Source organism: Rhodomicrobium sp. Az07 (genome assembly GCF_018619475.1).
In the GTDB taxonomy this organism is placed as follows: Bacteria; Pseudomonadota; Alphaproteobacteria; order Rhizobiales; family Rhodomicrobiaceae; genus Rhodomicrobium.
On sequence record NZ_JAHFZG010000001.1, the window covers coordinates 206,335 to 232,461 of the forward strand.

Genomic DNA, 26,127 nt, shown 5'->3' on the forward strand with positions numbered 1-26,127 from the left:
AAATGGCGGGATAGGGGGTGCCCGACAGGGCTTGAAAATCGTTAATGGGACGCCATATCAGGTGGCTTTCCAAGAAATAGGCTCTATCGCGACGCCCGAATCGCTAAGGCGTGCAGGACAAGCCGCCGCCCGGTGAAATAAGGAGATCAAATGGCGCAGACGTTTATCGGCCGTAAACGTATTCGCAAGCGCTTCGGGAATATCGCCGACGCCGCCGAAATGCCGAATTTGATCGAGGTGCAGAAGCAGTCCTACGATCAATTCCTTATGGTGCAAGACCCGATCGGCGGACGCCCGAGCACCGGCTTGCAGGCAGTCTTTGCCTCGATCTTCCCCATAAAGGATTTCTCGGACAAAGCGCAACTCGAATTTGTTCGCTACGACTTCGAACCGCCGAAATATGACGTGGACGAGTGCCAGCAGCGAAGCATGACCTTTGCTGCGCCGCTGAAAGTGAAGTTACGCCTGATCACCTTCGACGTCAACGAAGAGACCGGCTCCCGGTCCGTCCGCGACATCAAGGAGCAGGACGTCTACATGGGCGACATCCCGTTCATGACGTCGAACGGCACCTTCGTGATCAACGGCACGGAGCGCGTGATCGTATCGCAGATGCACCGCTCGCCCGGTGTGTTCTTCCATCATGACGGCGGGAAGAGCCACTCATCTGGCAAGCTGCTTTTCGCGGCGCGCATCATCCCCTATCGCGGCTCGTGGCTCGATTTCGAGTTCGACGCGAAGGACATCGTGTATGCGCGCATCGACCGCAAGCGGAAGCTGCCGGCGACAACGCTGCTTTATGCGCTCGGGATGAACAACGAGGAAATCCTCGGAACCTTCTACAATCGCATCTCCTTCGAGAAGACGAAGCAGGGTTGGCGCACCGCCTTCGTGGGCGAGCGCATGCGCGGCCTCAAGGCGACGCAGGATATCTATGACGCCGACACGGGCGAAGTCGTCATCGAGGCAGGCAAGAAGCTCAACGCTCGCCTCGTCCGCCAGCTCGCGGAGCGCGTGAAGTTCATCGCGGTGCCCGACGAGGCGCTTTTCGGCCGCTACCTCGCCGAGGACATCGTCAACATGACGACGGGCGAGATCTACGCCGAAGCAGGCGACGAACTCGATTCAAAGGTGCTCGACAAGCTGCGCGAGGTTGGCGTCGAAGAGCTGCCGGTGCTCGACATCGATCATGTGAACACAGGCTCGTTCATCCGCAACACGCTTCATCTCGACAAGAACCAGAACCAGCAGGACGCGCTGTTCGATATCTACCGCGTCATGCGTCCGGGCGAGCCGCCCACCGAAGACGCGGCGCGTGCGCTTTTCAAGAGCCTGTTCTTCGACGAGGAACGCTACGACCTCTCCTCGGTCGGCCGCGTGAAGATGAATATCCGTCTCGACATCAAGCAGTCGGACGAAATGCGCATCCTCACGAAGGACGACATCATTTCGGTGATCCGCACGCTGGTCGATCTTCGCGACGGCCGCGGCGAGGTTGACGACATCGACAATCTCGGCAATCGCCGCGTTCGCTCGGTCGGCGAGCTGATGGAGAACCAGTATCGCCTCGGCCTGCTTCGCATGGAGCGCGCCATCCGCGAGCGCATGTCGTCGGTCGACATCGACACGGTCATGCCGCAGGATCTCATCAACGCGAAGCCCGCGAGCGCCGCCGTGCGCGAGTTCTTCGGCTCGTCGCAGCTTTCGCAGTTCATGGACCAGACGAACCCGCTCTCCGAGATCACGCACAAGCGGCGTCTTTCAGCGCTTGGGCCGGGCGGTCTCACACGTGAACGCGCGGGTTTCGAAGTCCGCGACGTGCATCCGACGCATTACGGCCGCATCTGTCCGATCGAGACGCCGGAAGGCCCGAATATCGGCCTGATCAACTCGCTGGCGACATTCGCGCGCGTCAACAAGTACGGGTTCATCGAAAGCCCGTATCGCAAGGTCGTGGACGGCAAGGTGACGGACGAAGTCGTCTATCTCTCCGCGATGGAAGAAGCGCGCTGTCACATCGCCCAGGCGAATGTGAAGCTCAATGAAGACAACAGCTTCGCCGAAGACCTCATCATCTGCCGCCACCAGGGCGACGTGTCGCTCGTCGCGCAGGAGAAGGCGGACTACATCGACGTGTCGCCGAAGCAGGTCGTGTCCGTGGCCGCCGCGCTGATCCCGTTCCTTGAGAACGACGACGCGAACCGCGCGCTCATGGGCTCGAACATGCAGCGTCAGGCCGTGCCGCTCATCCGTGCCGAAGCGCCGCTCGTCGGCACCGGCATGGAAAGCGTGGTTGCGCGCGATTCGGGCGCCGCCATCGCAGCAAAGCGCTCGGGCATCATCGATCAGGTGGACGCCACCCGTATCGTGATTCGTGCCACCGACGAGACGGACCCGTCGAAATCGGGCGTGGACATCTACAATCTGCGCAAGTTCCAGCGCTCGAACCAGAACACCTGCATCAACCAGCGTCCGCTGGTGCGGGTCGGCGACCGCGTCGAGCAGGGCGACATCATCGCGGACGGTCCCTCGACCGAACTCGGCGATCTGGCGCTCGGCAAGAACGTGCTTCTCGCCTTCATGCCGTGGCAGGGCTACAACTTCGAAGACTCGATCCTGCTGTCCGAGCGCATCGTGTCGACGGACGTCTTCACCTCGATCCACATCGAGGAATTCGAAGTCTCCGCACGCGATACGAAGCTTGGGCCGGAGGAAATCACGCGCGACATTCCGAACGTCTCGGAAGAAGCACTGAAGAATCTCGACGAAGCGGGCATCGTCTACATCGGTGCAGAAGTGCAGCCGAGCGATATTCTCGTTGGCAAGATCACGCCGAAGGGCGAAAGCCCGATGACGCCGGAAGAAAAGCTTCTGCGCGCCATCTTCGGCGAGAAGGCGTCCGATGTGCGCGATACCTCGCTGCGCCTGCCGCCCGGCGTTGCCGGTACGGTCGTGGAAGTGCGCGTGTTCAATCGCCACGGCGTCGAGAAAGACGAGCGCGCGATGGCCATCGAGCGCGAGGAAATCGAGCGTCTCGCGAAGGACCGCGACGACGAACTGCACATCCTCGACCGCAACGTCTATGGCCGCCTGAAGGACATTCTCATCGGCAAGGAAGTCGCGCGCGGTCCGAAGGGCCTGCGCAAGGGCACCGAGGCGAACGAGGAACTTCTGTCCGAAGTACCGCGCAGCCAATGGTGGGATATCGCGCTCAAGGACGAGCAGGCGATGTCCGGCATCGAGGCCATTCGCCGTCAGTACGACGAGGCCAAGAAGCGGCTCGAACAGCGCTTCGTGGACAAGATCGACAAGCTGAAGCGCGGCGACGAGCTTCCGCCCGGCGTGATGAAGATGGTCAAGGTCTTCGTCGCGGTGAAGCGCAAGATCCAGCCCGGCGACAAGATGGCGGGCCGCCACGGCAACAAGGGCGTGGTCAGCCGCATCGTGCCGATCGAGGACATGCCGTTCCTCGAAGACGGCACGCATGTCGATATCGTGCTGAACCCGCTCGGCGTGCCAAGCCGAATGAACGTGGGCCAGATTCTCGAAACCCATCTTGGATGGGCGTCGCGCGGTCTCGGCAACATGATCAACAAGGGGCTTGCGGTCTATCGCGAGCAGCACCGCATCGACGAACTGCGGAACGCTGTGGAGATCTCCTACAAGGGCGATACGTCGGTTCCGAATTTCACGGACGAGCAACTCGTCGAACTCGCCGAAAACCTCGGCAAGGGCGTGCCGGTTGCGACACCTGTGTTCGATGGCGCGCGCGAAGCGGACATCAACGCGATGCTGAAGGCGGCGGGTCTCGACACGTCGGGGCAGGTCACGCTGTATGACGGGCGCTCGGGCGAGCCGTTCGACCGAAAGGTGACGGTGGGCTACAAGTACCTTCTGAAGCTGCACCACCTTGTCGACGACAAGATCCATGCACGCTCGATCGGGCCTTACAGCCTCGTCACGCAGCAGCCTCTGGGCGGCAAGGCGCAGTTCGGCGGCCAGCGCTTCGGTGAAATGGAAGTGTGGGCGCTCGAAGCTTACGGCGCCGCGTACACGCTTCAGGAAATGCTGACCGTGAAGTCGGACGACGTGGCGGGCCGCACGAAGGTCTACGAAGCCATCGTGCGCGGCGACGACACGTTCGAGGCGGGCGTTCCGGAAAGCTTCAACGTGCTCGTGAAGGAAATGCGTGCGCTCGGCATGAATGTGGAGCTGAAGCAGACACGCGGCGCGAACGAACCGCCGCCGGAGCCGTCATCGCGGCCTCCGCAGTTCCAATTGCCGAAGCGGCCAAAGACGCCACAGGCCGCAGAATAGAAACAAGGGCGGGTACCGGCTTCGGCTGGTGCCCGCATCAGCGTTTCAAGGAAATTGGCGAGGCACAGCTTCGCTATCCGCCAAACGGGGCGGACATCGGTCGGAGAAGCCGCGGAAGCGGCTCATAGGAGCGACGAATGAATCAAGAGATCACAAATCTCTTCAGCCCGCAGGTGCCAACTCAGGTATTCGACCAGATTCGCATCTCGATCGCAAGTCCGGAAAAAATACTCTCGTGGTCTTACGGCGAAATCAAGAAGCCAGAGACCATCAACTACCGCACGTTCAAGCCGGAACGCGATGGCCTCTTCTGCGCGCGCATCTTCGGCCCGATCAAAGACTACGAATGTCTTTGCGGCAAATACAAGCGCATGAAGTACAAGGGCGTTATCTGCGAAAAATGCGGCGTGGAAGTGACGCTCACCAAGGTGCGCCGCGACCGCATGGGCCATATCGAACTGGCCTCGCCGGTGGCGCATATCTGGTTCCTGAAGTCGCTGCCGTCGCGCATCGGCCTTCTGCTCGACATGGGCCTGAAGGATCTCGAACGCGTGCTCTACTTCGAGAACTATGTCGTCATCGAGCCGGGGCTGACGCCGCTGAAGGCGGGCCAGCTCCTGACCGAGGAAGACTTCAACAAGGCGCAGGAAGAGTACGGCGAGGACGCGTTCCAGGCGGGCATCGGCGCGGAAGCCGTTCGCGACATGCTCATGGCGCTGAACCTTGAGCAGATGCGCGAGCAGATCCGTCAGGAAATCGCGGAAGCGACGACCGAACTCAAGCCGAAGAAGCTCGCCAAGCGCCTCAAGGTGATCGAAGCGTTCATCATGTCCGGCAACCGGCCGGAATGGATGATCATGAAGGTCATTCCCGTGATCCCGCCGGAGCTGCGCCCGCTCGTGCCGCTCGACGGCGGCCGCTTCGCGACGTCGGACCTGAACGACCTCTATCGCCGCGTCATCAACCGTAACAACCGCCTGAAGCGGCTGATCGAGTTGCGCGCGCCGGACATCATCATCCGCAACGAAAAGCGCATGCTTCAGGAAGCGGTGGATGCGCTGTTCGACAACGGCCGCCGCGGCCGCGTCATCACCGGCGCCAACAAGCGTCCGCTGAAGTCGCTCGCCGACATGCTGAAAGGCAAGCAGGGCCGCTTCCGCCAGAACCTGCTCGGCAAGCGCGTCGACTATTCCGGCCGCTCGGTGATCGTGGTGGGTCCGGAACTGAAGCTGCACCAGTGCGGCCTGCCGAAGAAGATGGCGCTCGAACTGTTCAAGCCGTTCATCTATTCGCGGCTCGATGCGCAGGGTTACTCGGCAACCGTGAAGCAGGCGAAGAAGCTTGTCGAAAAGGAGCGCCCCGAGGTCTGGGACATCCTCGACGAGGTCATCCGCGAGCACCCCGTGCTGCTCAATCGCGCGCCCACGCTGCACCGGCTCGGCATTCAGGCGTTCGAGCCGGTTCTCGTCGAAGGGAAGGCGATCCAGCTTCACCCGCTCGTCTGCGCGGCCTTCAATGCCGACTTCGACGGCGACCAGATGGCCGTGCACGTCCCGCTGTCGCTCGAAGCGCAGCTGGAAGCGCGCGTGCTGATGATGTCGACCAACAACATCCTGCATCCCGCGAACGGCCAGCCTATCATCGTGCCGTCGCAGGACATCGTGCTCGGCCTCTACTATCTCTCGATCCTGAAGGAGAAGGAGCCGGGCGAAGGCAGCATCTACGGCAGCGTTGCGGAAGTGCAGCATGCGCTTGCCGCCGGCGCAGTGACGCTTCATGCAAAGATCAAGGGCCGTCACACCGGCGTGGATGAAGACGGCAAGCCGCAGACGAAGGTCTACGACACGACACCGGGCCGCCTCATGCTCGCCGAGATGCTACCGAAAAAGCCCGGCATCAGCTTCGATCTCGTGAACAGGCTGCTGACGAAGAAGAACATCGGCAAGGTGATCGATGCCGTCTACCGGTCCTGCGGTCAGAAGGAGACGGTCATCTTCTGCGACCGCATCATGGCGCTCGGCTTCCACCACGCCTACAAGGCGGGCATCTCCTTCGGCAAGGACGACATGCTCGTTCCGGAAACGAAGAAGAAGATCATCGGCGACACCGAAGCCCTCGTGCTCGACTACGAGCAGCAGTATAATGACGGCCTCATCACGCAGATGGAGAAGTACAACAAGGTCGTCGACGCCTGGGCGAAGTGTACGGACCGCATCGCAAAGGAGATGATGGACCGCATCTCGGCCGTTCAATACGACAAGGAAACCGGGCGCGAGAAGCAGATCAACTCGGTTTACATGATGGCCCATTCGGGCGCGCGCGGTTCCGAGAAGCAGATGCGTCAGCTTGCCGGTATGCGCGGCCTCATGGCCAAGCCGTCGGGTGAAATCATCGAGACGCCGATCATCTCCAACTTCAAGGAGGGGCTGTCGGTTCTCGAATACTTCAACTCGACTCACGGCGCGCGAAAAGGTCTCGCGGACACGGCGCTCAAGACGGCGAACTCGGGTTATCTCACCCGCCGTCTCGTCGACGTGGCGCAGGACTGCATCGTGACGGAACACGATTGCGGCACCGACAGGGGCATCAAGCTCGGCGCGGTGATCGACGCCGGCGAAGTGCTTGTGTCGCTCGGCGATCGCATCCTCGGTCGCGTCCCCGCCGACGACGTTGTCCATCCCTCGACGGGAGCGGTCATCGCTCCGGCAGGTGAGATCATCACCGAGCTGGAAGCGCGGCTTCTCGACGAGGCGCAGGTGCAGGAGGTGCGCATCCGCTCGGCTCTCACCTGCGAACTGAAGAACGGCATCTGCGGCAAATGCTACGGCCGCGACCTCGCTCGCGGTACTTCGGTCAACATCGGCGAAGCGGTCGGCGTCATCGCGGCGCAGTCCATCGGCGAGCCGGGCACGCAGCTGACCATGCGGACGTTCCACATCGGCGGCACGGCGCAGGTGGCCGACAACTCGTTCATCGAGAGCAACTTCGCGGGGAATGTGGATATCCGCAACCGCAATGCGGCGCGCGACAGCCAGGGACGTCTGGTGGCGATGGGCCGTAACATGGCGGTCGTCATCCGGGACGCCGACGGTCGCGAGCGCGCGGTTCACAAGATCGCGCAGGGCTCTCACCTCAAGGTGGATAGCGGCGATGTCGTGAAGCGCGGCCAGCGTCTGGCGGAATGGGATCCCTATTCGCGCTCGATCCTCACGGAAACCGACGGCGTGGTCGAGTTCGAAGATCTGCTGGACGGCATCTCGGTCAACGAGCAGTCCGACGAAACGACGGGTATCACAAACCGCGTCATCGTCGACTGGCGCGCCAACCCGCGCGGCTCGGCACTGCGCCCGGCCATCGTGATCAAGGACAAGGTCGGCGGCAAGGTTCTCAAGCTGGCGCGCGGCGGCGAGGCTCGCTACCTGCTTTCAGTGGAAGCGATCCTCTCCGTGGAGCCGGGACAGAAGGTGAAGGCGGGCGACGTGCTGTCGCGTATCTCGCTCGAAAGCGCCAAGACCCGCGACATCACGGGCGGTCTGCCGCGCGTGGCCGAGCTGTTCGAGGCGCGCCGTCCCAAGGATCACGCGATCATCGCGGAAATCTCGGGCACGGTGCATTTCGGCCGCGACTACAAGAACAAGCGCCGCGTCCTTATCCAGCCGGATGAGGAAGGGCACGATCCGGTCGAATACCTGCTGCCGAAGGGCAAGCACCTCGCTGTGCAGGAGGGCGACCGCATCGAAAAGGGCGAGTTCATCCTCGACGGGAATCCGGCGCCGCACGACATTCTGGCGATCAAGGGCGTGGAAGAACTTGCGTCGTTCCTCGTCAACGAAATTCAGGAAGTCTATCGCCTGCAAGGCGTGACGATCAACGACAAGCATATCGAAGTCATCGTGCGCCAGATGCTTCAAAAGGTCGAAGTGACCGACGCGGGCGACACCGAGTTCCTCAAGAACGAGCAGGTCGACAAGATCGAGTTCGACGAGATGAACGTGATGGTCGAGAAGGCGGGCGGGCGTCCGGCGACGGCTGTCCCGGTGCTCCTCGGCATCACGAAGGCAAGCCTGCAAACGCGGTCGTTCATCTCGGCGGCCTCGTTCCAGGAGACGACGCGCGTCCTCACGGAAGCGGCGCTCAACGGCAAGGTCGACACGCTCGACGGGCTGAAGGAAAACGTCATCGTGGGCCGCCTCATTCCGGCGGGCACGGGCGGCATGATCAGCCAGCTTCGCCGCGTGGCCAGCCATCGCGACGATCTGATTCTTCAGGAACGGAACAAGGCCGGCGCGAAGGCATTGCCAAACGTGCCCGAAGGCGAATCAGTCGCCCCGGACGTTCCGCGCGAGTTTCAGGTTGTCGAATAGCCGACAGCGTAAAAGATAAGAAAGCCCGGCTCATAGCCGGGCTTTTTGATTCTGCACACTGTGCAAGCAAAAAAAGCGGCGAAAAAGCGCCCGCAATCTCTTGGATTATCTGAATCCTTCCGTTAAAGTCGCATTTACCGACGAGATGGTGCTTGTTTGCATCGGGGTGTTTGGCGGCACCGGTCGGGGGCGGGGAACTTACGAAAGCGTTCGATTGATCCTGATGAGACTTCGGCCTCAACATATGCGGGACACAAACAGTCAACTCGGTGGAGCGCCCCTCCGATGAGGTTAGGGAACGTATGCCTGCCCGTTTTCTCTTCTGCCGTCCTTTGCCTGGGCGCGCTGATGAGCCCCGCGCAGGCTGTGCCGTCGCAGCCATGGTATATGGCTGCCTTCGATCACGTCATGCGAGTTCTCGTCAATAGCGAGGGGTCGGCGGTTCAGGTTCCGAACGATCCGGCAGCAAAGCCGCAAAACGTTGATCCCTATTTCAGCCGCGTCATCAAAGAAGCGGGAACCATCACGCTCCGCGGCAGTGTGCCATCCGACGGCGATCTCAAGGTGCTGCAAGGTGTCGCCGCCGCGACAGCGCCGGGGGCGTCCGTCGTGGACAAGACTCGCATCAATCCCGATGTCCCGAACCGCGACGCGTGGCTTGCTGCCATGACATTCGCGCTTCGTCAGGTCGGCAAGCTCAACACCGGCTCGGCCTCCTTGAGGAATGCGGCGATCGTCATTGAGGGCGTGACGAAAGCGGATGACGATTTCACGATTATACAGAAGAAGGTCCGCGAGGAAGCGCCGAAGGGCGTGAACTTGCAGGTGGCGTTGAAACCGCACGATGCTCGCCCGTTCGTCTGGCTGGCGCAGTTGCAGCACGGAGCGGTTCATCTCAGCGGCCACGTTCCGTCCGACCACGATAAAGTCATATCCGGCCATGCGCAGGTGCTTTTTCAGAACCTGACCATCAACAGCAGCATGGAAAAGACGAAGGGCGAGCCGAAGGGCTGGATCGAGGCCACGAAGGTTTCGCTTGAAATGCTGTCCTTGCTCTACGCCGGCAGTGTGGCCATCACCGACATGGTGGTCAAGATAGACGGGATCTATTCATCGCCCGCCATGGTCGACCTGCTGAAAGTCTACAGCAAGAGGCTACCGGACGGCTTCACGCTTGAGACCAACATTCTTGAACCCGTGGCACGCGCTCCCGCCGCGCGAGCGGAGGACATGAGCTTCGCGGCGCATCGGGCGCGCGCGTCCTACAATCCGTGAGTTTTTGACGCGATCAAAAGCGCCAGCAAGTTGCTCGTGGTCCTTTGATTCCGTCCTTTGCTCGCGAGGTTAGGCAACGGATGCTACAGTGCGCATGAATGCGGACAAGCATTTGCCGTTGCTTCCGAGATGGCGGCCGTTACTTCCGCCGCAGGGCTACAGCCCGGCAGTTCTCCGCGTCGCTCAGACCGAAAAAATCTCTTGCGGCTCGGAAAGCGGCGGGCGGGGCACCGCATGCCATGTCGTATCGGCGTCGATCAAAAAATCCGCGATAAGCCGCTCGCTGAAGCGGTCCTTCAACAGCGGTGCATGGCCTTCGTTCGGGATGAGCACGGGCGTCAGGCGCGGGTGTCGAGCTTGCATCTCCTGCACGGTCGCCGCCGACAGCAGGTCGGAATGTTCACCGCGGATGACCATAACCGGCACGGCTCGCAAGGACTCGAAGTGCTCCCACATCGTCGGGACGGGCTTGGAAATGTCTATTTCCGACAGCGCCTTGCCAATGTTTGGATCGTAGGCCGGGGCAGGACGTCCTTCGGCATCTTCATTGAAAAGCTGCCGCGTCCACGAGCGCCAGCTCGCGTTATCAAGCGCGGTGAACTGGCGCTTGTTGATGTCGCGCACGACGCGCAGCGCCTCGTCCCAATCGGCGGGCACGGGGATCTTGCCGGTGTAGCCCATGATGCGCGCAAGGCCCGCCGTCTCGATGGCCGGGCCGATGTCGTTCAGAATGGCGCATCCGATCGCGGCGGGGCGCGTGATGGCGAGCAACATGGTGATGATCCCCCCCCGCGACGTGCCGAGCACCGCGACATCGGACAGGCCGCGCAGCGTGAGAAACGCCTCGACATCCTGAAGCTCGATCAGCGCGGAGTAATTCTGCCAGTTCCTGTCCCATTCGGACCGCCCGCGCCCGCGATAATCGAGGCAGTAGACGGCGCGCGCGTGCGTCGGATGCGTGGACAGCGCTACGGCGAGGTCGTGGAAGTCGCGGCCGTTGCGGGTCAGTCCGGCGAGGCACAGGAGCGGTCGCGCGGGCGCGTCGTCGCTGCCGTATTTGCGGACATACAAGACGAGATCGTCATCGCTGCGGTAGAAGATGTCTTCCGTTTGGGGAACCGCTGCGTCAGCCGATCCGTATGTCATCATTGTTCGTCTTCCGTTGTCGCCGGTTCGTCGTCGTCGTCGCTGCTGCTGCCGCTGCCGAGGTCCGCGATATGCGGAATACGCCCCGGCCGTCCGCGATGAAGGTCTTCCACAAGTTGGAAGTGTGCCTTCCCCCTTTCAAGACGGCAACGATAAAGCTGCACGCTCTCCAGAATGCGCTGCACGTAATTGCGGGTTTCCGTGAAGGGAATGCGCTCCACCCAGTCGACCGGATCGGCGTTGCGCGCGCGAGGATCGCCGAAAGTTTTTATCCATTGCCTGACCCGGCCCGGCCCGGCGTTGTAAGCCGCGAGCGACAGCACATAGGAGCCGTCGTAACCGTCGTAGAGTTTGGCGAGGAAGGCGGAGCCGAGCGTCACGTTATAGGACGGGTCGGAGATGAGCCGACGCAGATCGTATTTCATCCTGTTCCTCGACGCCACGAGCTTCGCCGTCTGTGGCATGAGCTGCATCAGGCCGCGCGCGCCGACACGGCTGACCGAACCGGCGTTGAACTCGCTTTCCTGGCGCGTCAGCGCGTTGAGCAGCGAAACTTCAAGCTTGTGGCTGCCGCCAAGCGGGTCGAACTTCGGAAGCAGGGTTGGGAAGGCGTAGGCGTCGACCGGATAACCGCGCAGCAGCGCGATTTTCGCGGCGCGGATCGCGAGATGCGGCGGCGCGATGCGTTCGAGAAGCTCCAGCAGGAGGACGATCTGCTCCGGGTCCGAGAGTTGGCGCGCGAGATCGAGCGACGACAGAACCAGCACAGATGTCATGTCGAGCTGCTTCGCGATGACGAGCGCCTTGAAGGCGTCTTCCTTCACGAAAGCGGCGATGGCTTCCTGTGAAGGCTTGAGGGGCGCGCGGAACTCGCAAGCTGGCTGCCGTTCCAGCGCCTGTCGTGCAAGCGAGCCGTAATAAGTATGCGCGCGGCTGGCGGCATCCTTGAACAGACGCTCGGCTTCCTTGCGCTTGTCGAGTTCGAGCCGCGTCCGGCCGAGCCAGAAAGCGGCGCGCGCCTCGTCGCGGGAGAAGCCCTTGACCGCGTATGCGGCTTCGAAATGCTTCTCCGCGAGCTTCGTGTCCTTGAGAAAGCGCAGCGCGATCCAGCCGGATAGAAATTGAGCTTCCGAGAGGTTCTCGCCGCCGAGCTGGCCATGTTTCGATGCGATGGCATAGGCCGTTCCCACGCGGTCGTCGTTCAGCGCGCGGCGAACCTCCGTGCGGCGGAAATCCCACCATTTGTCGGGATCGGCGAAGTCGACCTTCTCGGGATCGACCGAGCGCAGGATGGACCAGAGGCGGTCGTGCTCCTTCGCCTTGCGCAGCGACTTGAGCCGCGCCAGAAGCGACAGCGGGCCGCGCGCAAGCTCGTTGCGGAGGTCGAGCGCGTCTTCCTGCGCCTTGGACTGAAGCGTAGGCTTGGCGGGCTTGTCATCCTTCGCGGCGGCTTTGTCGTTCGTTTTTGCGTCAGATGCGGTTGCGTCCGCGTCTGCCTCGGTTTTAGTCTCGGGCTTCGTGTCTTCCGACTTCATCGCCGCGAGGTGCAGATGCGATGTCGCCGCGAAGCCGCTTGCGAGGCCGGCAAAAGCGGGTCGCGCCGCCAATGCGGGCGCCGCATCGCTCTGGCGCTTGCCCTTCGCGCGTCCGGTCGACTTACCCTTCCGGCCGCCGCGTTTTTTGATCGCCTTGCCGCCGGATCGTTTCGCGCGGACGCGGGCCGCACCCTTGATGCCCTTGGCCTCGCTCGCGGCGACCTTGCTGCCGGGGTCGTCCTTGGCGCGGGCGCGAGCATCGAGCATCGCCGCGCGCGCGCGCCTGTCGTTGTCGGTGAGAAGCGATCCGAAGCGCTGCTCAAACCTGTCCTGCACGGCGGGTTCGAGCGCATAGCGGCTCCAGGCATAGCGCACGAGGGTGGCGCCGCGCTCGCGCTCGCCGGTTTCCATAAGCGCGCCGCCGAGGTTGGCAGCGCCGGCGCCGGATGCGGGCTTCCGGTTCGTGTAGAACTTCAGGACGGCGGCGGCGGGAGCGTTTGCGAGGAACAGGCTCTTCTCGATGGTCGCATCGATTGGCGGTTCCGGGAAAAGTGGGTTCGCGGACCGAAACGCCATCGTGTCGTCGAAATCGGACGCCGCGCGCACGCGCCGCCACTCCGCGAACTTGCGCGCGGATGGATCAGAGATCTTTTTGATCGCGTCGCGAGCAGCAGAGTTGTTGCCTTTGGCTGCGGCGGAAATCGCGTCCTTGATCGCGGCGGTGTCGCTATCGCCGAGCCGGTATGACAGCAAAGGATCGAGCGATGCCGTCATGTCCTCTTCGGGGAACGGCTTTGGAAATTTGAGTTCGACTGCGGACACGCGAGGCGTTTCGCCCTTCCGTGGCTCCATGGCTGGCGCGCTGTCGGAGCGCGCCGATGGCGATTGCTGAACCGCGGCAGGCGTCGGCATGTGACTCAAGCCACGGTCCACCGCATGGATGGGGGCGGGCCTGGTTCCGGCGAATTTGGAAGGCTTCGCCTCCCCCGCCGATTGAGGTTTTGACGCGGTAGACGCGGAAACGGCGGGCTCGTCTTGCGGCGGCAGAAGGTAAGGTACGAAGCTCACCGCAAAAAAGCCAAGTGCCGAGCCTATGATGATCGCCTTCAGGAAGCGAAAGCGGTCGGCGAGCGCGTTGGGTTTGGGGTCCAGCGTTGACATTCCCTATCGTGTGGCGGATTTTCGTTGGCAGCGGGTTCCATCAAACCTATGGTTTTGCCTCGTCAAGAGTTTTACAAGGCTACCTGCATACGCTGTCATGATTGATGGCCGTTTAATCCGGCAATAGAATGACAAGCTCCGCGACGGCTCAAGAACCTAATTCGCGGAAACGGTATACTGGTTAACGCGCCGTTAGGCTTTTCCGTAAAAATGACAGCGGTCAGGTGAGGATGGACGAGATGTTCAAGGGCTCTTTTACGGCGCTTGTTACGCCCTTTGAAGGTGAGGGCGTCGACTATGAAGCCTTCGCGCGCCTGGTCGAATTTCAGATCCAGTCGGGCACGCACGGCCTCGTTCCGGTCGGCACGACGGGTGAGTCGCCCACACTCAGCCACGAAGAGCATGAACGCGTCGTCGAGACGTGCGTCGCCGCAGCAAAGGGCCGTGTGCCGGTCATCGCGGGCACCGGCTCCAACAGCACGGCGGAAGCCATCGCGCTCTCGCAGCATGCGCAGAAGGCGGGGGCCGACGCCGCGCTTGTCGTGACGCCGTATTACAACAAGCCGACGCAGGAAGGGCTCTACCAGCACTTCAAGGCGATCAACGACGCCATCGACATCCCGATCCTCATCTACAACATTCCGGGGCGCAGCGTGATCGACATGTCGGTCGCGACCATGGCGCGGCTGTTCGAGCTGAAGAACATCGTCGGCGTGAAGGACGCGACCGCTTCGCCCGTGCGGGCGAGCCAGCAGCGCGCGGCGCTCGGGCCGGACTTCATCCAGCTCTCGGGCGAGGATGGCACCGCGCTCGCCTTCAACGCGCATGGCGGCCACGGCTGTATTTCGGTTTCGGCCAACGTTGCGCCTAAGCTGTGCTCCGATTTCCAGAACGCCTGCCTCGCGGGCGACTATGCGAAGGCGCTCGAATTGCACGACCTTCTGATGCCGCTCCACGACGCACTGTTCGTCGAAACCAATCCGGTGCCGGTGAAATATGCGGCGTCGCGGCGCGGCCTGTGCAAGCCCGATACGCGCCTCCCCCTGACACCGCTGTCCGAAGCCTCCAGGGCGCGCGTCGACGCGGCGCTCGAAAAGGTCGGCCTGCTCCATCGCGAGGCCGCATAAGCATGGCCGCTCCCGCCGCGACATCGGTTCGCAAAGTCGTCGCCGAGAACAGGAAGGCGCGCTTCTCCTATTTCATCGACGACACGTTCGAGGTGGGTATCGCGCTCGGCGGTTCGGAGGTGAAGTCTCTGCGGCAGGGCAAGGCCAATATCGCCGAGTCCTACGCCACCGCGCAGGGCAGCGAAATCTTCCTGATCAACGCCTACATTCCGGAATATCTGCAAGCGAACCGCCTGAACCACGAGACGCGCCGCCCCCGCAAGCTTCTGCTGCACAAGCGCGAGGTGAACAAGCTCATGGGCGCGATCCACCGCGAGGGCATGACGCTCGTGCCGCTGCGCATCTACTTCAACGACCGCGGCCGCGCGAAGCTCGAACTCGCTCTCGCGCGAGGCAAGAAGCTGCACGACAAGCGCGAGACGGAAAAGAACCGAGACTGGGAGCGCCAGAAGGGCCGCCTCATGCGCGATCGCGGCTGACGCGGAGCGCCGCACCCGCCTTCTTTCGTGTCAGAACTACTTCGCCAAGACTTGCCGAATCCCTCGACACCTGCCGGGGTCGACGCGCCGCGAGCGGTGCGGACCGTTGCATCGCGCACAGCGCGTTTCGTCGCACGCCTAGGCGGGACACCGTTACCGCTTTGTCACAACCTGCCTTTTTCCTCGCAATAATCAAATGCGGGGCCGCAGCCCCGGTGACGTGCGGCAGGCATTGAACCGGCTGCGGGCGATAAGCACCACGCAAGGTTGTCAGGAAATGGTTGTAGCGACGCGCTTTTTTGCCGAATCACCCAAAATATCCCCCTCGCGTGTGTATAAACATGCGCGTGTGTGTATAGATAGGCATGCTATTGCAGCTTTCTCACACGTTTGGAGCTTTCGTGAATTTCGTTTTCGAGAAATAAACGAATTAACGAAATGGTAACCAGTTCAGATGCTGTTAGAAGGGGTCCTATTCTGAAGCTCACCGGTATCGTCGCCGCGCCGCATCAGCCAAAAGCAACACACGGGGAATTGCTATGACTCAGATTAACACCCGGACGATCATCGTCCTGTTGGCGTGTTTTGTGGCGTTAGTAGTGCTTGTTAAGTCCCAGCACAGCCGCGTTTCTGCCGCCGTCATTCCGCAAGCCACCGTCGTCAAGACGGCGGTCGTCGAAGCGCCCAAGGCCGTCCAGCCTGTGGCCCTCAAGGTTGCATCCGGCGTTCAGGTCATTCCCGCCGAGAAATGCAATGTCGCGCTCAAGAGCGGTGGCGCTTTCGCCGTTCTGGCCGAGCCGGTCGCCTGCAATGGCGTCGCCATCGAATCCGTGAAGATCAACGTGTCCGACAAGCCCTGCGCGGCGGCCGCCAAGTCGGATTTCCGCACGTTCAGCCACTCCACGGTCCTCAACGGCAAGTTCGGCGTCTATGTCGAGAACAAGCCGCAGGCGCGCTGCTTCCAGGTCGCCGAAATCACGGGCAAGTATCTCTGATATGATTTTGCAAGACGCTGCGGGAGGCAGGATCGCTGCCTCATCCGCGAAACGAACCAAAAAGGCGGTCCCGGGGGCCGCCTTTTTTGCGCGCGCGAGCCTTCCGATCCGCATGATCGTGCTCGGCGCTGAAGTCTTTTCGCCGCGCTCGTCACATCGAGATCGACCCTTCGCGGAACGAGGTCCGGTCGAGCCACACATTGACCAGCACCGGCTTCCCCGCTTTCGCGGCGGCGCGCGCTTGCCGGAGCGCGTCGGGCACTTCCGCATTCGTCTTCACAAGAATGCCTTCAGCGCCGAATCCTGCGGCAACCTCATGATAGGCTGTGCGCGCCAGCACGGTGCCGAAATCGTCGCCGAGGACCTTTTCCTGCTCGCGCGCAATCTGCGTCCACCCCGCGTCGTTGCCGACGACCGCGATCACCGGAATGCCGTGCCGCACGAAGGTGTCGAATTCCGCCAGGCTGTAGCCGCAGGCACCGTCGCCGAACAGCACCCAGAGTTCCGCATCCGGCCGCGCCAGCGCCGCTCCGAGCGCGAAGCCCGCGCCAACGCCGAGCGTACCGAACGCGCCGGGATCGAGCCAGCTCAACGGTCCGCGCGGGCGCACGATGTAGGAAGCGGTCGCGACGAAGTCGCCGCCATCCGCCACGAATATTGCGCTGTCCGCCGCCTCCCGGTCCAGTGCGCGGAAGAAGGCGATGGGGTTCACATGCGCGCCCTCGCCAGCCGCTTGCGCGCCGATATCGTTTTCACGCGCGGCATCGCGGGCGCGAAGCGAAGCAAGCCAGTCGTCGCGGTGGATGCGGCCTCTTTCGGCGAGCGCGCGCAGGAAAAGCGCCGCGTCCCCGATGGCTTCGATGGTGGCGCGGCGATTGAGGCGTGCGTCCTTGCGGCTGCGGTTGGCCGCGATCAGCGTGGCCGCGCTGCGGATCTGCTTGCCGTAGTCGAGCCGGAAATCGCACGGCACCCCTGCGAGGATCACGCAATCCGATTCCTTCAGCGCATTGCGCCGCTGATGCCGCAACTGGAGCGGATGGTCGCGGCCCAGCAGCCCGCGCGCCATACCCGATAGATAGACCGGGATACCGAGCCGCGAGATCGCTTCGGCGAGCGCCGCCGCGTCCGTGCCCGTCGCCAGTGCCTGACTGCCGATGATGGCGAGCGGACGCTCCGCTTTCGAGAGTGCCGCCGCCGCCGCGTTCACGCTCGACGACGCCGGGTTGGGAATGCGGATGGTTCGCGGTCGCGGCGCTTCTGTCGCTTTCGCGCCGCGGAACATCTTTTCGAGATGACGAGTGAGGTAAAATCGCAGCGCCCGCGCGCCGAAAGACTGCCCTCGGCCGCCGGCCTCCGCATACCACTGGCGCACCAGCGCTTCGGGGTAGAGCAGGTCGATGGGGCATTCGATGAACGCCGGTCCTTGCACGCCCTCGCGGGCCACGGCGAAGGCGTCTTCCAGCGCCGGGCCGATGTCGCGCACGCGGCGCACCTGCTTTACGACCTTCGCATGCGGCGCGACGACGGGGCGCTGATCGATGTCCTGAAGCGCGCCGCGCCCTTGCAGCATGGTTGGCGCCGCGCCGCCAAAAAGGATCAGCGGCGACTGCGCAAGTTGCGCGTTCTTGAGCGGCGTGACGATGTTCGTAAGGCCAGGGCCTGCGGTGACGGCGACGACGCCCGGCACGCCCGATAATCGCGCCATGGCGTCGGCGGCGAAAGCGGCCGTCGCTTCGTGGCGGGTATCCACGACGCGAATGCCCGCATCCTTCGCGCCGATGAGGATCGGGGAAATATGCCCCCCGCACAGCGTGAAAATCGCCGTCACGCCGTGCGCCTTCAGCGCTGCCGCGATCGCATCGCCGGCATGCCGCGCCGGGCTCGCATGGGCCTCACCTCGCGCGTCGCCCTTGCGCGCAGCGACGCGGCTTCGCGCGTGCCCTTCCTTCAGCACTACGGCCATCGTTCCTCCCCCTTACCCGGCGCGTCTTGGTGCGCAGCCGTGGCGAGGGGCAGTCTATACCGGGAAGGCACCGCGCTCCACCGAGCCTATTGTCGAGGATTACGCCAGTGGTCCGCTAGCGCGGTAACGATCCATGCGTTGCCTTCGATGAACACGCCGCCGTCCTCGGCGCGGTCCGCGAACGCTGCGCGCACAGCCTCCCGCGCCCGCTCGCGCACGTCGCCCTGCAATTCGCCCAGCGCGCGCGAGAATGGACCGGTTTCGAAGGCTTGCTCCACCGCATCGTCAATGGCCCCGTCGCGCGTTTCGCCGACGCCGTAGAGCATCCGGCAGCCGAACGTTTCGAGTGCGATGTTGGAAAACCCCGCGCCGGACAGGATGGATGTCACACGCGCGGGATCGCCGAAAGAGAAGGGCCCCGGCGCGTTCGGCTCGGAGCGAGGGGCTGGCGGTATGAGAGCTTTCACAGCGCGCGCGGGGAGGCTCACCAGCTCGTTTTCTGCCGCCGGACGCCAGCACACGAAGCAAAGCCGCCCGCCCGGCTTCAGGGCGCCGTGCAGGTTGGCGAATGCGGCAACCGGGTCGGCAAAGAACATCACGCCGAAGCGCGAGAAAAGAAGATCGAACCGCGCGCGCGGAAAGGCGTATGTCGCGGCGTCGCCAAGCTCGAAACGGATCGGCAGGCCGGACGCGGCCGCCGCAGCACGCTCGCGCGCAAAGTCGAGCATCGGTTCGGAAATGTCGACGCCGAGCACGCTGCCGCCCGCCCCGATTTTCTCCGCAAGTTGCAGCGTCGTCGTGCCCGCGCCGCAGCCCACGTCGAGGACGGATTCGCCCGGCTTCGGTGCGGCCACATCGAGCGCGGCGCGGCCAAGCGGCGCAAGCATGCGGTCGATGCGCTCGTGGTTGACGACCCAGATTTCGCCCTTGCGCCTCCATTCCGCGCGCTGATCGTTTTCCGTCATGGACGCTTCTCCATTGCATTTTGGGGGCATTAAGGCGCCGAGCTTGACATTATCAACATCGGAGCGGCTTTTTGCAGTACACCTTCGTGTCTTTTGTCATTGTCAGAGAAGCCGAGGGAGTCCAGGCGGCTTCAGGACAATTTCGAATCCGCTGTTGGCGACATCCAGAACGATTGTTACTGATTCCCGGCAAGGCTATCGCGGCGTTGGGCCGCCCGCGCGCTGGCGCGACGATCAGGGAGCACCATTTGTCCGAGCCCGCCAAGCCGATCGCAATTTATGTCGATGCCGACGCATGCCCGGTCAAGGCCGAGGTTTACCGCGTGGCCGAGCGCTGCGCGCTCAAGGTCTTTGTCGTGAGCAACAGCGCAATCCAGATTCCGAAATCGCCCTTGATCGAGCGTGTGCTCGTCGGAAGCAATTCCGATGCGGCTGACGACTGGATCGCGGAGCGGGTATCGCGCGGCGCCATCGTCATTACGGCAGATGTGCCGCTCGCGCATCGCTGTGTCAGGGCGGGCGCCGACGTCATCTCGCCGACCGGCCGCGCGCTGACGGACGCATCGATCGGGATGGCGCTTGCGACGCGCGACCTGATGGCCGATCTTCGATCCGCTGGCCAAGTCACCGGCGGGCCCAAGCCATTCCAGCCGCGCGACCGCGCCAATTTCCTGTCGGCGCTCGATCTCGCGGTTGTCCGGCTGAAGCGCGACGGCTTCGGCGTGTAGCGGCGGGATTGGTCAGGCCTTTCGGGCACCCTCCGAAGTCTGAGGCGCTTTCTTGCGGCGCGCGCCCGGCGTCTTCCGGCTGCTTCTGCTCATCGCGCCCGACCGAGACGTATCCGCGTAGCTCGCGCGCGGTTCGGGGCGCCCGTTCATCGGCACAATGGCGATGGTGTCGTCGCGTTTGCCCGTGCGTGTCAGAGCGCGGGTGAAGTCCGGCGCGGCGCGCGCGCTCACCTCGAACACGCTCTCGCCCTCAAGGATCTGGATGGCGCCGATTTCCCGGCTGGTCACATCGCCTGCCTTGCAAATAAGGGGCAGTATCCAGCGCGGTTCGGCTCTCTGCTTCCGACCGACCGAGACCCGGAACCAGACGCCGCCCTCGAAGTCGCCGCGCGGTGCTTCGACCTCCCCGGCATCGCGTCCGCTATCCACGAATTCTTCCGGCGTCGGGCGACGAGTTCGATTTTGGCGGAAGAAGGCCGCAGCGATCTGCTCCGGGCTTTTCGTTGCGAGCACTTCGCGGGCGAACTCGAGTTCCTCGTCGCTGAGGGGGCCGTCCAGCGAAGGATCGTTCATGAGCCTTTCGCGGTCGCGCTTGAGGATCGTCTCGGCGCTCGGAACCGGCATCCAGGTCACCTTCACCTTCGCGGCCAGCAGCAGCTTGTCCATGCTGCGGCGCTTGCTGTGCGGGGTGATGAGAACACTGACGCCGCTTCGGCCCGCGCGCCCGGTGCGTCCGCTGCGATGCAGAAGCGCCTCGCCGTCCTTCGGCAGGTCGGCATGAATGACGAGGTCGAGATTAGGCAGATCGATGCCGCGCGAGGCGACATCCGTCGCAACGCACACCTGCGCCCGGCCGTCGCGCATCGCCTGAAGCCCGCGCGTGCGCTCGGTCTGGCTCAACTCACCGGAAAGCGCGACGACGCCGAACCCGCGATTGCCGAGGCGGGCCGCCAGATGCTTCACGCCTTCCCGCGTGGTGCAGAAGACAAACGCGCTGCTCGCCTCGAAAAAGCGCAGAACGTTGATGACGGCGTTTTCCCGTTCGCCGGAAGCAACGGCGACGGCGCGGTAATCGATGTTGGCGTGTTGCGTCGCCCCGGTGTTGGCGGAAATCCTGATGGCGTTTTTCTGAAAGCGTCGGGCGAGGGTTTCGATAGGCTTGGCCACCGTCGCCGAAAACATGAGAGTGCGGCGCTCCGGCGGGGCCGCCTTCAAGATGAACTCCAGGTCTTCCCGGAAGCCGAGGTCGAGCATTTCATCGGCCTCGTCGAGAACCATGGCGCGCACCGCCGTCATGTCGAGCGAGCCGCGCGTGATGTGATCGCGAAGGCGCCCCGGCGTGCCGACGACGATATGCGCGCCGCCCGCGAGCGCCCGGCGTTCCTGCCGCATGTCCATGCCCCCGACGCAGGACGCGATTCTCGCGCCTGTGGGTGCATACAGCCATTCGAGTTCGAGGCGCACTTGCAGCGCAAGTTCTCGCGTGGGCGCAACGACGACGGCGAGCGGCTCGGAACCGCTCGCGAAGCGATCGTGGCCGCGCAGCAGGGTCGACGCCATGGCGAGGCCGAAAGCGACCGTCTTGCCCGAGCCTGTCTGCGCCGAAACGAGAAGATCGGACTCGCCGACATCTCCTTCGAGCACGGCCCGCTGGACATCGGTGAGGGTCGTGTACCCTTGTTTGGCGAGTGCCTCCACGAATAGGGGAGGCACTCCATCAATAACTATCATGTGAAGCGCTTTCGGTTCTCAATTAGAGGAGCGAATTTGCATTTGGTTCCACCTGCCGCATGCTCGCGGACAAATGTCAAATGAACAGCTCCACCAGAATCAAATGGTTGCGAGTGGTTTCCGATCCCGACATGTGCTCTCGAACTCGTGGGCCGGATCTACGGCAGAATCGAAAACCACTGGAGCGGCAGGACAAAATGACAGTCAGCCCTTCGCTTTGATGGCGGCAGGCGACCGAGCAGCCTTCCGGGACCGCGAGGGTGTTCTAAGGTAACCCAAAATGGCAGCTTTGCGATGTTTGCGCAACTCGCCGGTTGCGAAGCGGCCCAGAGGTTGCAAAAATGCTCCAGCTTCTGCCTTGCGATCAAACGGCGTCCCGTAACGCATCGAGATCGAGCGTAGACCGGGTGCCGATATCGTCGGCATGCGAGGCAAGGAAGGCGTTCGCCGCTCGCCGCCCCTCTTCGCGCAACATGGCGAGGAACGCTGCCTCCGCGTTGAGCTTGGACGACGAGCCAAGTTCAGAAATCACCTCGCTGGCGATGCGATGCGTTCGCATCTTCGCCCAGCGCGCGCCCTCGCAATCGCCCGCGTCGGCAACCTGCCGCAGGATCGCTATCATGCGCAGTTCCTTCAGCAGCGTGGCGTTGAACGACACTTCATTGAGGCGGTTCAGGATTTCGCGCGCGGTCGTCGGTGTGCCGTTCCGCTCGACCGGGTTCACCTGCACGAGGATGACGTCTTCCGACGTGCAGCCGCGCACAAGCGGCGTGATGGTGGGATTGCCGGAATAGCCGCCATCCCAATAAGGCTCGCCGTCGATGGTGACCGCCTGAAACAAAGTGGGGACGCAGGCGGATGCCAGCAGCACATCCGGCGACAACTCGTTGTTGGAGAACACGCGGCCGCGCCCCGTGTGAACATTCGTTGCCGTGATGAAGAGTTTCAGCGGGACGCGCTTCAAAAGGTCGAAGTCGATGCAATCCGCGAGGATGTCGTGAAGCGGGTTCGCGCCGCCGGGATTGAGATCGTAGGGCGAGAACAGCCGCGCCGTCATGTCGAGCGCGACGAACAGCGGCGAGGTGTCGATCGACCAGCGGCCGAGCATCACGTCGAGCGGGCTGCGCTGGAACGGGCTGAACCGCGCCGCCTCGCCGACGCGCGTCCAGAAGGCATCGAGCGAGGCGCGCGCGCCGTCACGGCCGCCCTTGCCGAGACCGCAGGCCATGACGGCGGCGTTCATCGCGCCCGCCGAGGTGCCGGAAATGCCCTCGATTTCAAGCCACGGTTCTTCGAGCAGTCGGTCCAGAACGCCCCAAGTGAAAGCGCCGTGGGAGCCGCCGCCCTGGAGGGCGAGATCTACGGTTACGGGCGCGCGGCTCTGTGTCATCGCCAGACGGCCTTGTTGCGTTGACAAGCCCACAGCAGATTGAAGATGCGAAACAGCGCGCCGCCCGCGATGCCAATGACGACCCACGCGAAAATCTGCGGAATACTGAAGGACATTTGCCTGCCCCCTCCTTCTGGCTTGCTCGAGCCCCGCACACTATAAGAAGGGAAAGATTAAGTCGCCCTTGAGTTTCACGGATCAAGTCAAGTTTGGTCAGACTTGAGCGTATCATTTCATGTGTTTCAAAACCGACGAACGCGTCCATTGTTTGTTTAATATGCCCGGTATATGCATGTGTACGGCGCCAAGTTATGATCTACTATAGCGCGGCAAGCCCTTCGAATAACAATAAGGGAGACGCTTCATGCAACAATCCCCGCAGCCCGCCACGTTCGACCTCTCGCCGGTCTTGAGGGCTTACGTCGAGTCCATCGATGTCTGGAAAAAGAACTACGAAAATCTCGCGAAAAGCGCTCGCGATATTCAGGGATTCGCCGCCGAAGGATTGGGCGGGAACGGCTCGGCTTCCGCCGCGCCTTTGCATGGCGCCGGGACAGACGCCACAACCGCGACTTACGACAACGCGGTCGCCCAATGGCAGAAGTCGGGAGAAGATCTGTTCAAGCGCTTCGTGCAAAATCAGGTTGAACTGTGCCACTTCTTCGGCAGCCGGTGGGAGCAGTATCTGAGCCTGCCCGATCAGGTTGCGCACTGCCGCTCGGTTGCCGAATTCGGCAGTCTCCAGCAGGCATTCCTGACGCGTTTTGCTGCCGACTACATGCGGGAAAGCGAAAAGCTCGCGCAACCTTTCGCCGAATATATGGCAAGTCTCGGCAACAATCGTCACGTCTGATGAATATGGGTCGCCGCGCCGCAGGGCTGCACCTGGGCTGTCGTCCGGGTGATGCGCCGCGGCGTGCTTTTTCGTACCCTTTCCGCATCTTAACATAACGCGTTACCGATTGTAGCCTCGGCGCGGCCGACTTTTCGTGCTAGATCCCCCCGGAATGGGCAAGTACCTGCATTGGAGGGGGCCATGATCGGAAGCACGAGCGCGATCGACCGCGTTTTTCATTATTCGCTGGCCAGGCAGACAGGCGGGGTGTCCCCGGCGGCGCTGATGCTCTGTTACATGGACTGGGCACTGCATCTGTCGATGGCGCCGGGCACGCGGCTGCAACTCGGCTGGAAGTTGTTCACCGACGCCGCCGCGCTTCAGCGTTACACGCTGGCGACACTGACGAGCGGCGACCTGTCGGCGGGCGAATGTCCGCCTCCCGCGAAGCCCGACCGGCGTTTCGCACATGAGGATTGGCAGCGCTTTCCCTTCAACGTGATGCAGCAGAGTTTTCTCGTGTGGGAGAATCTCTGGGACGCGGCGACGACAAACGTCCACGGCGTCAGCAAGGAACACGAGCAGGCCGTCAACTTCCTCGCGCGTCAGATGCTCGACATGGTCGCGCCGTCCAATTTCATCGCCACGAACCCGGTGCTTCTCGACAAGACGGTGCGTGAAGCCGGTTTCAACCTCGTGCGCGGCGCTCTGAATCTCGTCGAAGACAAGCAGCGCGATGCGGCCGGTCTGCCACCGGCGGGCGTCGAGGAGTTCAAGGTGGGCAAGACGCTCGCCGTAACGCCCGGCAAGGTTGTCGCCCGCACCCGGCTCATGGAACTCATCCAGTACAGTCCGACAACCGCGAAAGTGCATCCGAACCCGGTGTTGATCGTTCCGGCCTGGATCATGAAATATTACATCCTCGATCTGTCGGCGAAGAACTCGCTCATCAAATATATGGTCGATCAGGGCTTCACGGTCTTCGCGATCTCGTGGAAGAACCCGGACGAAAGCTACGCCGATACGGGCATGGACGATTACCGCCGCCTCGGCATCATGGAGGCGTTGAAGGCCATCTCGCAGATCGTGCCGGAGCGGAAGGTGCATGCGCTCGGCTATTGTCTCGGCGGCACGCTGCTGTCCATCGCGGCGGCAGCCATGGCGCGCGACGGCGACAATCGGCTGAAGTCGCTGACGCTCCTCGCCGCGCAGACCGATTTCAGCCAACCCGGCGAGCTTGAGCTTTTTGTCAATGAGAGCCAGCTCGCCTTCCTCGAAGACATGATGGAGGAGCGCGGCTATCTTTCGTCCGCCCAGATGGCAGGCGCGTTCCAGCTTCTGCGCTCGAACGACCTCATCTGGTCGCACATGATCCACGATTACATGCTCGGCGAGCGGACATCCATGATGGACCTCATGGCCTGGAACGCCGACCCGACGCGCATGCCCGCGCGCATGCACTCCGAATATCTGCGCGACATCTTCATGGGCAACCAGCTAGCCGAAGGGCGCTACCATGTGGACGGCCGCTCGATCGCGCTGCGCGACATAAACGCGCCGATCTTCGTTGTGGGTACGGAGACGGACCACGTCGCGCCATGGCGCTCGGTTTATCAAATCAACGTCCTTTCCGACACGGACGTCACCTTCGTGCTGACGAGCGGCGGCCATAATGCAGGCATCGTTTCCGAGCCGGGGCGCAAGCATCGCCATTATCGCATCGCGACATCGCGCCACGACATGCCCTATGTCGGTCCGGAGACGTGGCTTCGCACGAACACGCCGAAAGACGGCTCGTGGTGGCCGGAATGGTCGAAGTGGCTCCGCGCGGGATCGAACGAGGCCGTGCCGCCGCCGAAGCTTGGCGCGCCGAAGGCAGGGTATCCCGCGCTGTGCGACGCGCCGGGCGCTTATGTTTTGGAGTAGCGGGGCGGCGAGTTCTTTTTCGCTGACAACCCGGTTCGCGATCGTCAACGATCTGAGCTTGAAGGGGAGGCTTTGCGTCTTGCACGCAAGCTATTGTTTGGCAAGTTTAGGTAGTGCTTTATGATAGTTTCTCTGGATTCCGACAGCGGGAGAAGCGGGTCAAAGCTTGATTTAGCTGAGACGTTACACC

General features: G+C 62.8%; 15 protein-coding genes. 9 read left to right on the forward strand and 6 right to left on the reverse strand.

What is annotated here, in order from left to right; genetic code table 11:
• The first annotated feature begins 150 nt into the window (after nucleotides 1-150).
• The 3 genes from rpoB (at nucleotide 151) to KKP04_RS00945 (ending at nucleotide 9,956) form a co-directional block, all read left to right on the forward strand.
• The gene (rpoB, locus tag KKP04_RS00935; protein WP_215025218.1) at nucleotides 151-4,317 is read left to right on the forward strand and encodes a DNA-directed RNA polymerase subunit beta; all 4,167 of its coding nucleotides are present in this window, start codon (nucleotides 151-153) and stop codon (nucleotides 4,315-4,317) included.
• A gap of 137 nt (nucleotides 4,318-4,454) precedes the next feature.
• Nucleotides 4,455-8,681, forward strand: a complete 4,227-nt coding sequence (gene rpoC / locus KKP04_RS00940) for a DNA-directed RNA polymerase subunit beta' (protein WP_215025221.1) — start codon at nucleotides 4,455-4,457, stop codon at nucleotides 8,679-8,681.
• 348 nt (nucleotides 8,682-9,029) lie between these two features.
• Entirely contained in the window at nucleotides 9,030-9,956 is a 927-nt protein-coding gene (locus KKP04_RS00945) for a hypothetical protein (RefSeq protein ID WP_215025224.1), read from the forward strand.
• A gap of 183 nt (nucleotides 9,957-10,139) precedes the next feature.
• Here KKP04_RS00945 and KKP04_RS00950 read toward each other — a convergent pair whose 3' ends face one another.
• Nucleotides 10,140-11,105: an alpha/beta fold hydrolase gene (locus tag KKP04_RS00950; RefSeq protein WP_215025227.1), complete on the reverse strand. Its 966-nt coding sequence runs from the start codon at nucleotides 11,103-11,105 to the stop codon at nucleotides 10,140-10,142.
• The gene (locus KKP04_RS00955) at nucleotides 11,102-13,798 is read right to left on the reverse strand and encodes a lytic transglycosylase domain-containing protein (protein ID WP_215025230.1); all 2,697 of its coding nucleotides are present in this window, start codon (nucleotides 13,796-13,798) and stop codon (nucleotides 11,102-11,104) included. The genes KKP04_RS00950 and KKP04_RS00955 overlap by 4 nt, the downstream gene beginning before the upstream one ends.
• A 239-nt stretch (nucleotides 13,799-14,037) precedes the next feature.
• Between KKP04_RS00955 and dapA the strand changes: the two genes are divergently transcribed.
• The 3 genes from dapA to KKP04_RS00970 all read left to right on the forward strand — a co-directional run bounded on the left by dapA (nucleotide 14,038) and on the right by KKP04_RS00970 (nucleotide 16,399).
• A complete protein-coding gene (dapA, locus tag KKP04_RS00960; RefSeq protein ID WP_215025231.1) occupies nucleotides 14,038-14,925 on the forward strand; it encodes a 4-hydroxy-tetrahydrodipicolinate synthase in 888 nt (295 codons plus the stop codon).
• Between the two features lie 2 nt (nucleotides 14,926-14,927).
• A complete protein-coding gene (smpB, locus tag KKP04_RS00965) occupies nucleotides 14,928-15,404 on the forward strand; it encodes an SsrA-binding protein SmpB (RefSeq protein ID WP_013420234.1) in 477 nt (158 codons plus the stop codon).
• 599 nt (nucleotides 15,405-16,003) lie between these two features.
• Entirely contained in the window at nucleotides 16,004-16,399 is a 396-nt protein-coding gene (locus KKP04_RS00970) for a hypothetical protein (RefSeq protein ID WP_215025234.1), read from the forward strand.
• Nucleotides 16,400-16,550: 151 nt separating this feature from the next.
• On the opposite strand, the gene KKP04_RS00975 is transcribed toward KKP04_RS00970, so the two are convergent.
• Both KKP04_RS00975 and KKP04_RS00980 read right to left on the reverse strand, forming a co-directional pair.
• Nucleotides 16,551-18,362 (reverse strand): thiamine pyrophosphate-binding protein, encoded by a 1,812-nt coding sequence (locus KKP04_RS00975; protein WP_215025237.1) that lies wholly within the window; start codon nucleotides 18,360-18,362, stop codon nucleotides 16,551-16,553.
• Nucleotides 18,363-18,448: 86 nt separating this feature from the next.
• Nucleotides 18,449-19,327 carry a class I SAM-dependent methyltransferase gene (locus KKP04_RS00980; RefSeq protein ID WP_215025241.1) on the reverse strand — a complete coding sequence of 293 codons (879 nt, stop codon included), beginning with the start codon at nucleotides 19,325-19,327 and terminating at the stop codon, nucleotides 18,449-18,451.
• Between the two features lie 248 nt (nucleotides 19,328-19,575).
• Between KKP04_RS00980 and KKP04_RS00985 the strand changes: the two genes are divergently transcribed.
• Nucleotides 19,576-20,055 carry a YaiI/YqxD family protein gene (locus KKP04_RS00985; protein ID WP_215025627.1) on the forward strand — a complete coding sequence of 160 codons (480 nt, stop codon included), beginning with the start codon at nucleotides 19,576-19,578 and terminating at the stop codon, nucleotides 20,053-20,055.
• Nucleotides 20,056-20,067: 12 nt separating this feature from the next.
• On the opposite strand, the gene KKP04_RS00990 is transcribed toward KKP04_RS00985, so the two are convergent.
• Entirely contained in the window at nucleotides 20,068-21,786 is a 1,719-nt protein-coding gene (locus KKP04_RS00990) for a DEAD/DEAH box helicase (protein ID WP_251133809.1), read from the reverse strand.
• Nucleotides 21,787-22,150: 364 nt separating this feature from the next.
• Nucleotides 22,151-23,176: a patatin-like phospholipase family protein gene (locus KKP04_RS00995; RefSeq protein ID WP_215025243.1), complete on the reverse strand. Its 1,026-nt coding sequence runs from the start codon at nucleotides 23,174-23,176 to the stop codon at nucleotides 22,151-22,153.
• Between the two features lie 364 nt (nucleotides 23,177-23,540).
• Here KKP04_RS00995 and KKP04_RS01000 point away from each other — a divergent pair, with 364 nt between their 5' ends.
• The gene (locus tag KKP04_RS01000) at nucleotides 23,541-24,029 is read left to right on the forward strand and encodes a hypothetical protein (RefSeq protein WP_215025247.1); all 489 of its coding nucleotides are present in this window, start codon (nucleotides 23,541-23,543) and stop codon (nucleotides 24,027-24,029) included.
• Nucleotides 24,030-24,212: 183 nt separating this feature from the next.
• Nucleotides 24,213-25,937: an alpha/beta hydrolase gene (locus tag KKP04_RS01005; RefSeq protein ID WP_215025251.1), complete on the forward strand. Its 1,725-nt coding sequence runs from the start codon at nucleotides 24,213-24,215 to the stop codon at nucleotides 25,935-25,937.
• Nucleotides 25,938-26,127: the final 190 nt, after the last annotated feature.

What these genes read in the sequence shown, in the direction of transcription:
- rpoB (WP_215025218.1), top strand. Translation starts at nt 151, where the DNA reads ATGGCGCAGACGTTTATCGGCCGTAAACGTATTCGCAAGCGCTTCGGG.
- rpoC (WP_215025221.1), top strand. Translation starts at nt 4,455, where the DNA reads ATGAATCAAGAGATCACAAATCTCTTCAGCCCGCAGGTGCCAACTCAG.
- KKP04_RS00945 (WP_215025224.1), top strand. Translation starts at nt 9,030, where the DNA reads ATGAGCCCCGCGCAGGCTGTGCCGTCGCAGCCATGGTATATGGCTGCC.
- KKP04_RS00950 (WP_215025227.1), bottom strand. Translation starts at nt 11,105, where the DNA reads ATGATGACATACGGATCGGCTGACGCAGCGGTTCCCCAAACGGAAGAC.
- KKP04_RS00955 (WP_215025230.1), bottom strand. Translation starts at nt 13,798, where the DNA reads ATGTCAACGCTGGACCCCAAACCCAACGCGCTCGCCGACCGCTTTCGC.
- dapA (WP_215025231.1), top strand. Translation starts at nt 14,038, where the DNA reads ATGTTCAAGGGCTCTTTTACGGCGCTTGTTACGCCCTTTGAAGGTGAG.
- smpB (WP_013420234.1), top strand. Translation starts at nt 14,928, where the DNA reads ATGGCCGCTCCCGCCGCGACATCGGTTCGCAAAGTCGTCGCCGAGAAC.
- KKP04_RS00975 (WP_215025237.1), bottom strand. Translation starts at nt 18,362, where the DNA reads ATGGCCGTAGTGCTGAAGGAAGGGCACGCGCGAAGCCGCGTCGCTGCG.
- KKP04_RS00980 (WP_215025241.1), bottom strand. Translation starts at nt 19,327, where the DNA reads ATGACGGAAAACGATCAGCGCGCGGAATGGAGGCGCAAGGGCGAAATC.
- KKP04_RS00990 (WP_251133809.1), bottom strand. Translation starts at nt 21,786, where the DNA reads ATGATAGTTATTGATGGAGTGCCTCCCCTATTCGTGGAGGCACTCGCC.
- KKP04_RS00995 (WP_215025243.1), bottom strand. Translation starts at nt 23,176, where the DNA reads ATGACACAGAGCCGCGCGCCCGTAACCGTAGATCTCGCCCTCCAGGGC.
- KKP04_RS01000 (WP_215025247.1), top strand. Translation starts at nt 23,541, where the DNA reads ATGCAACAATCCCCGCAGCCCGCCACGTTCGACCTCTCGCCGGTCTTG.
- KKP04_RS01005 (WP_215025251.1), top strand. Translation starts at nt 24,213, where the DNA reads ATGATCGGAAGCACGAGCGCGATCGACCGCGTTTTTCATTATTCGCTG.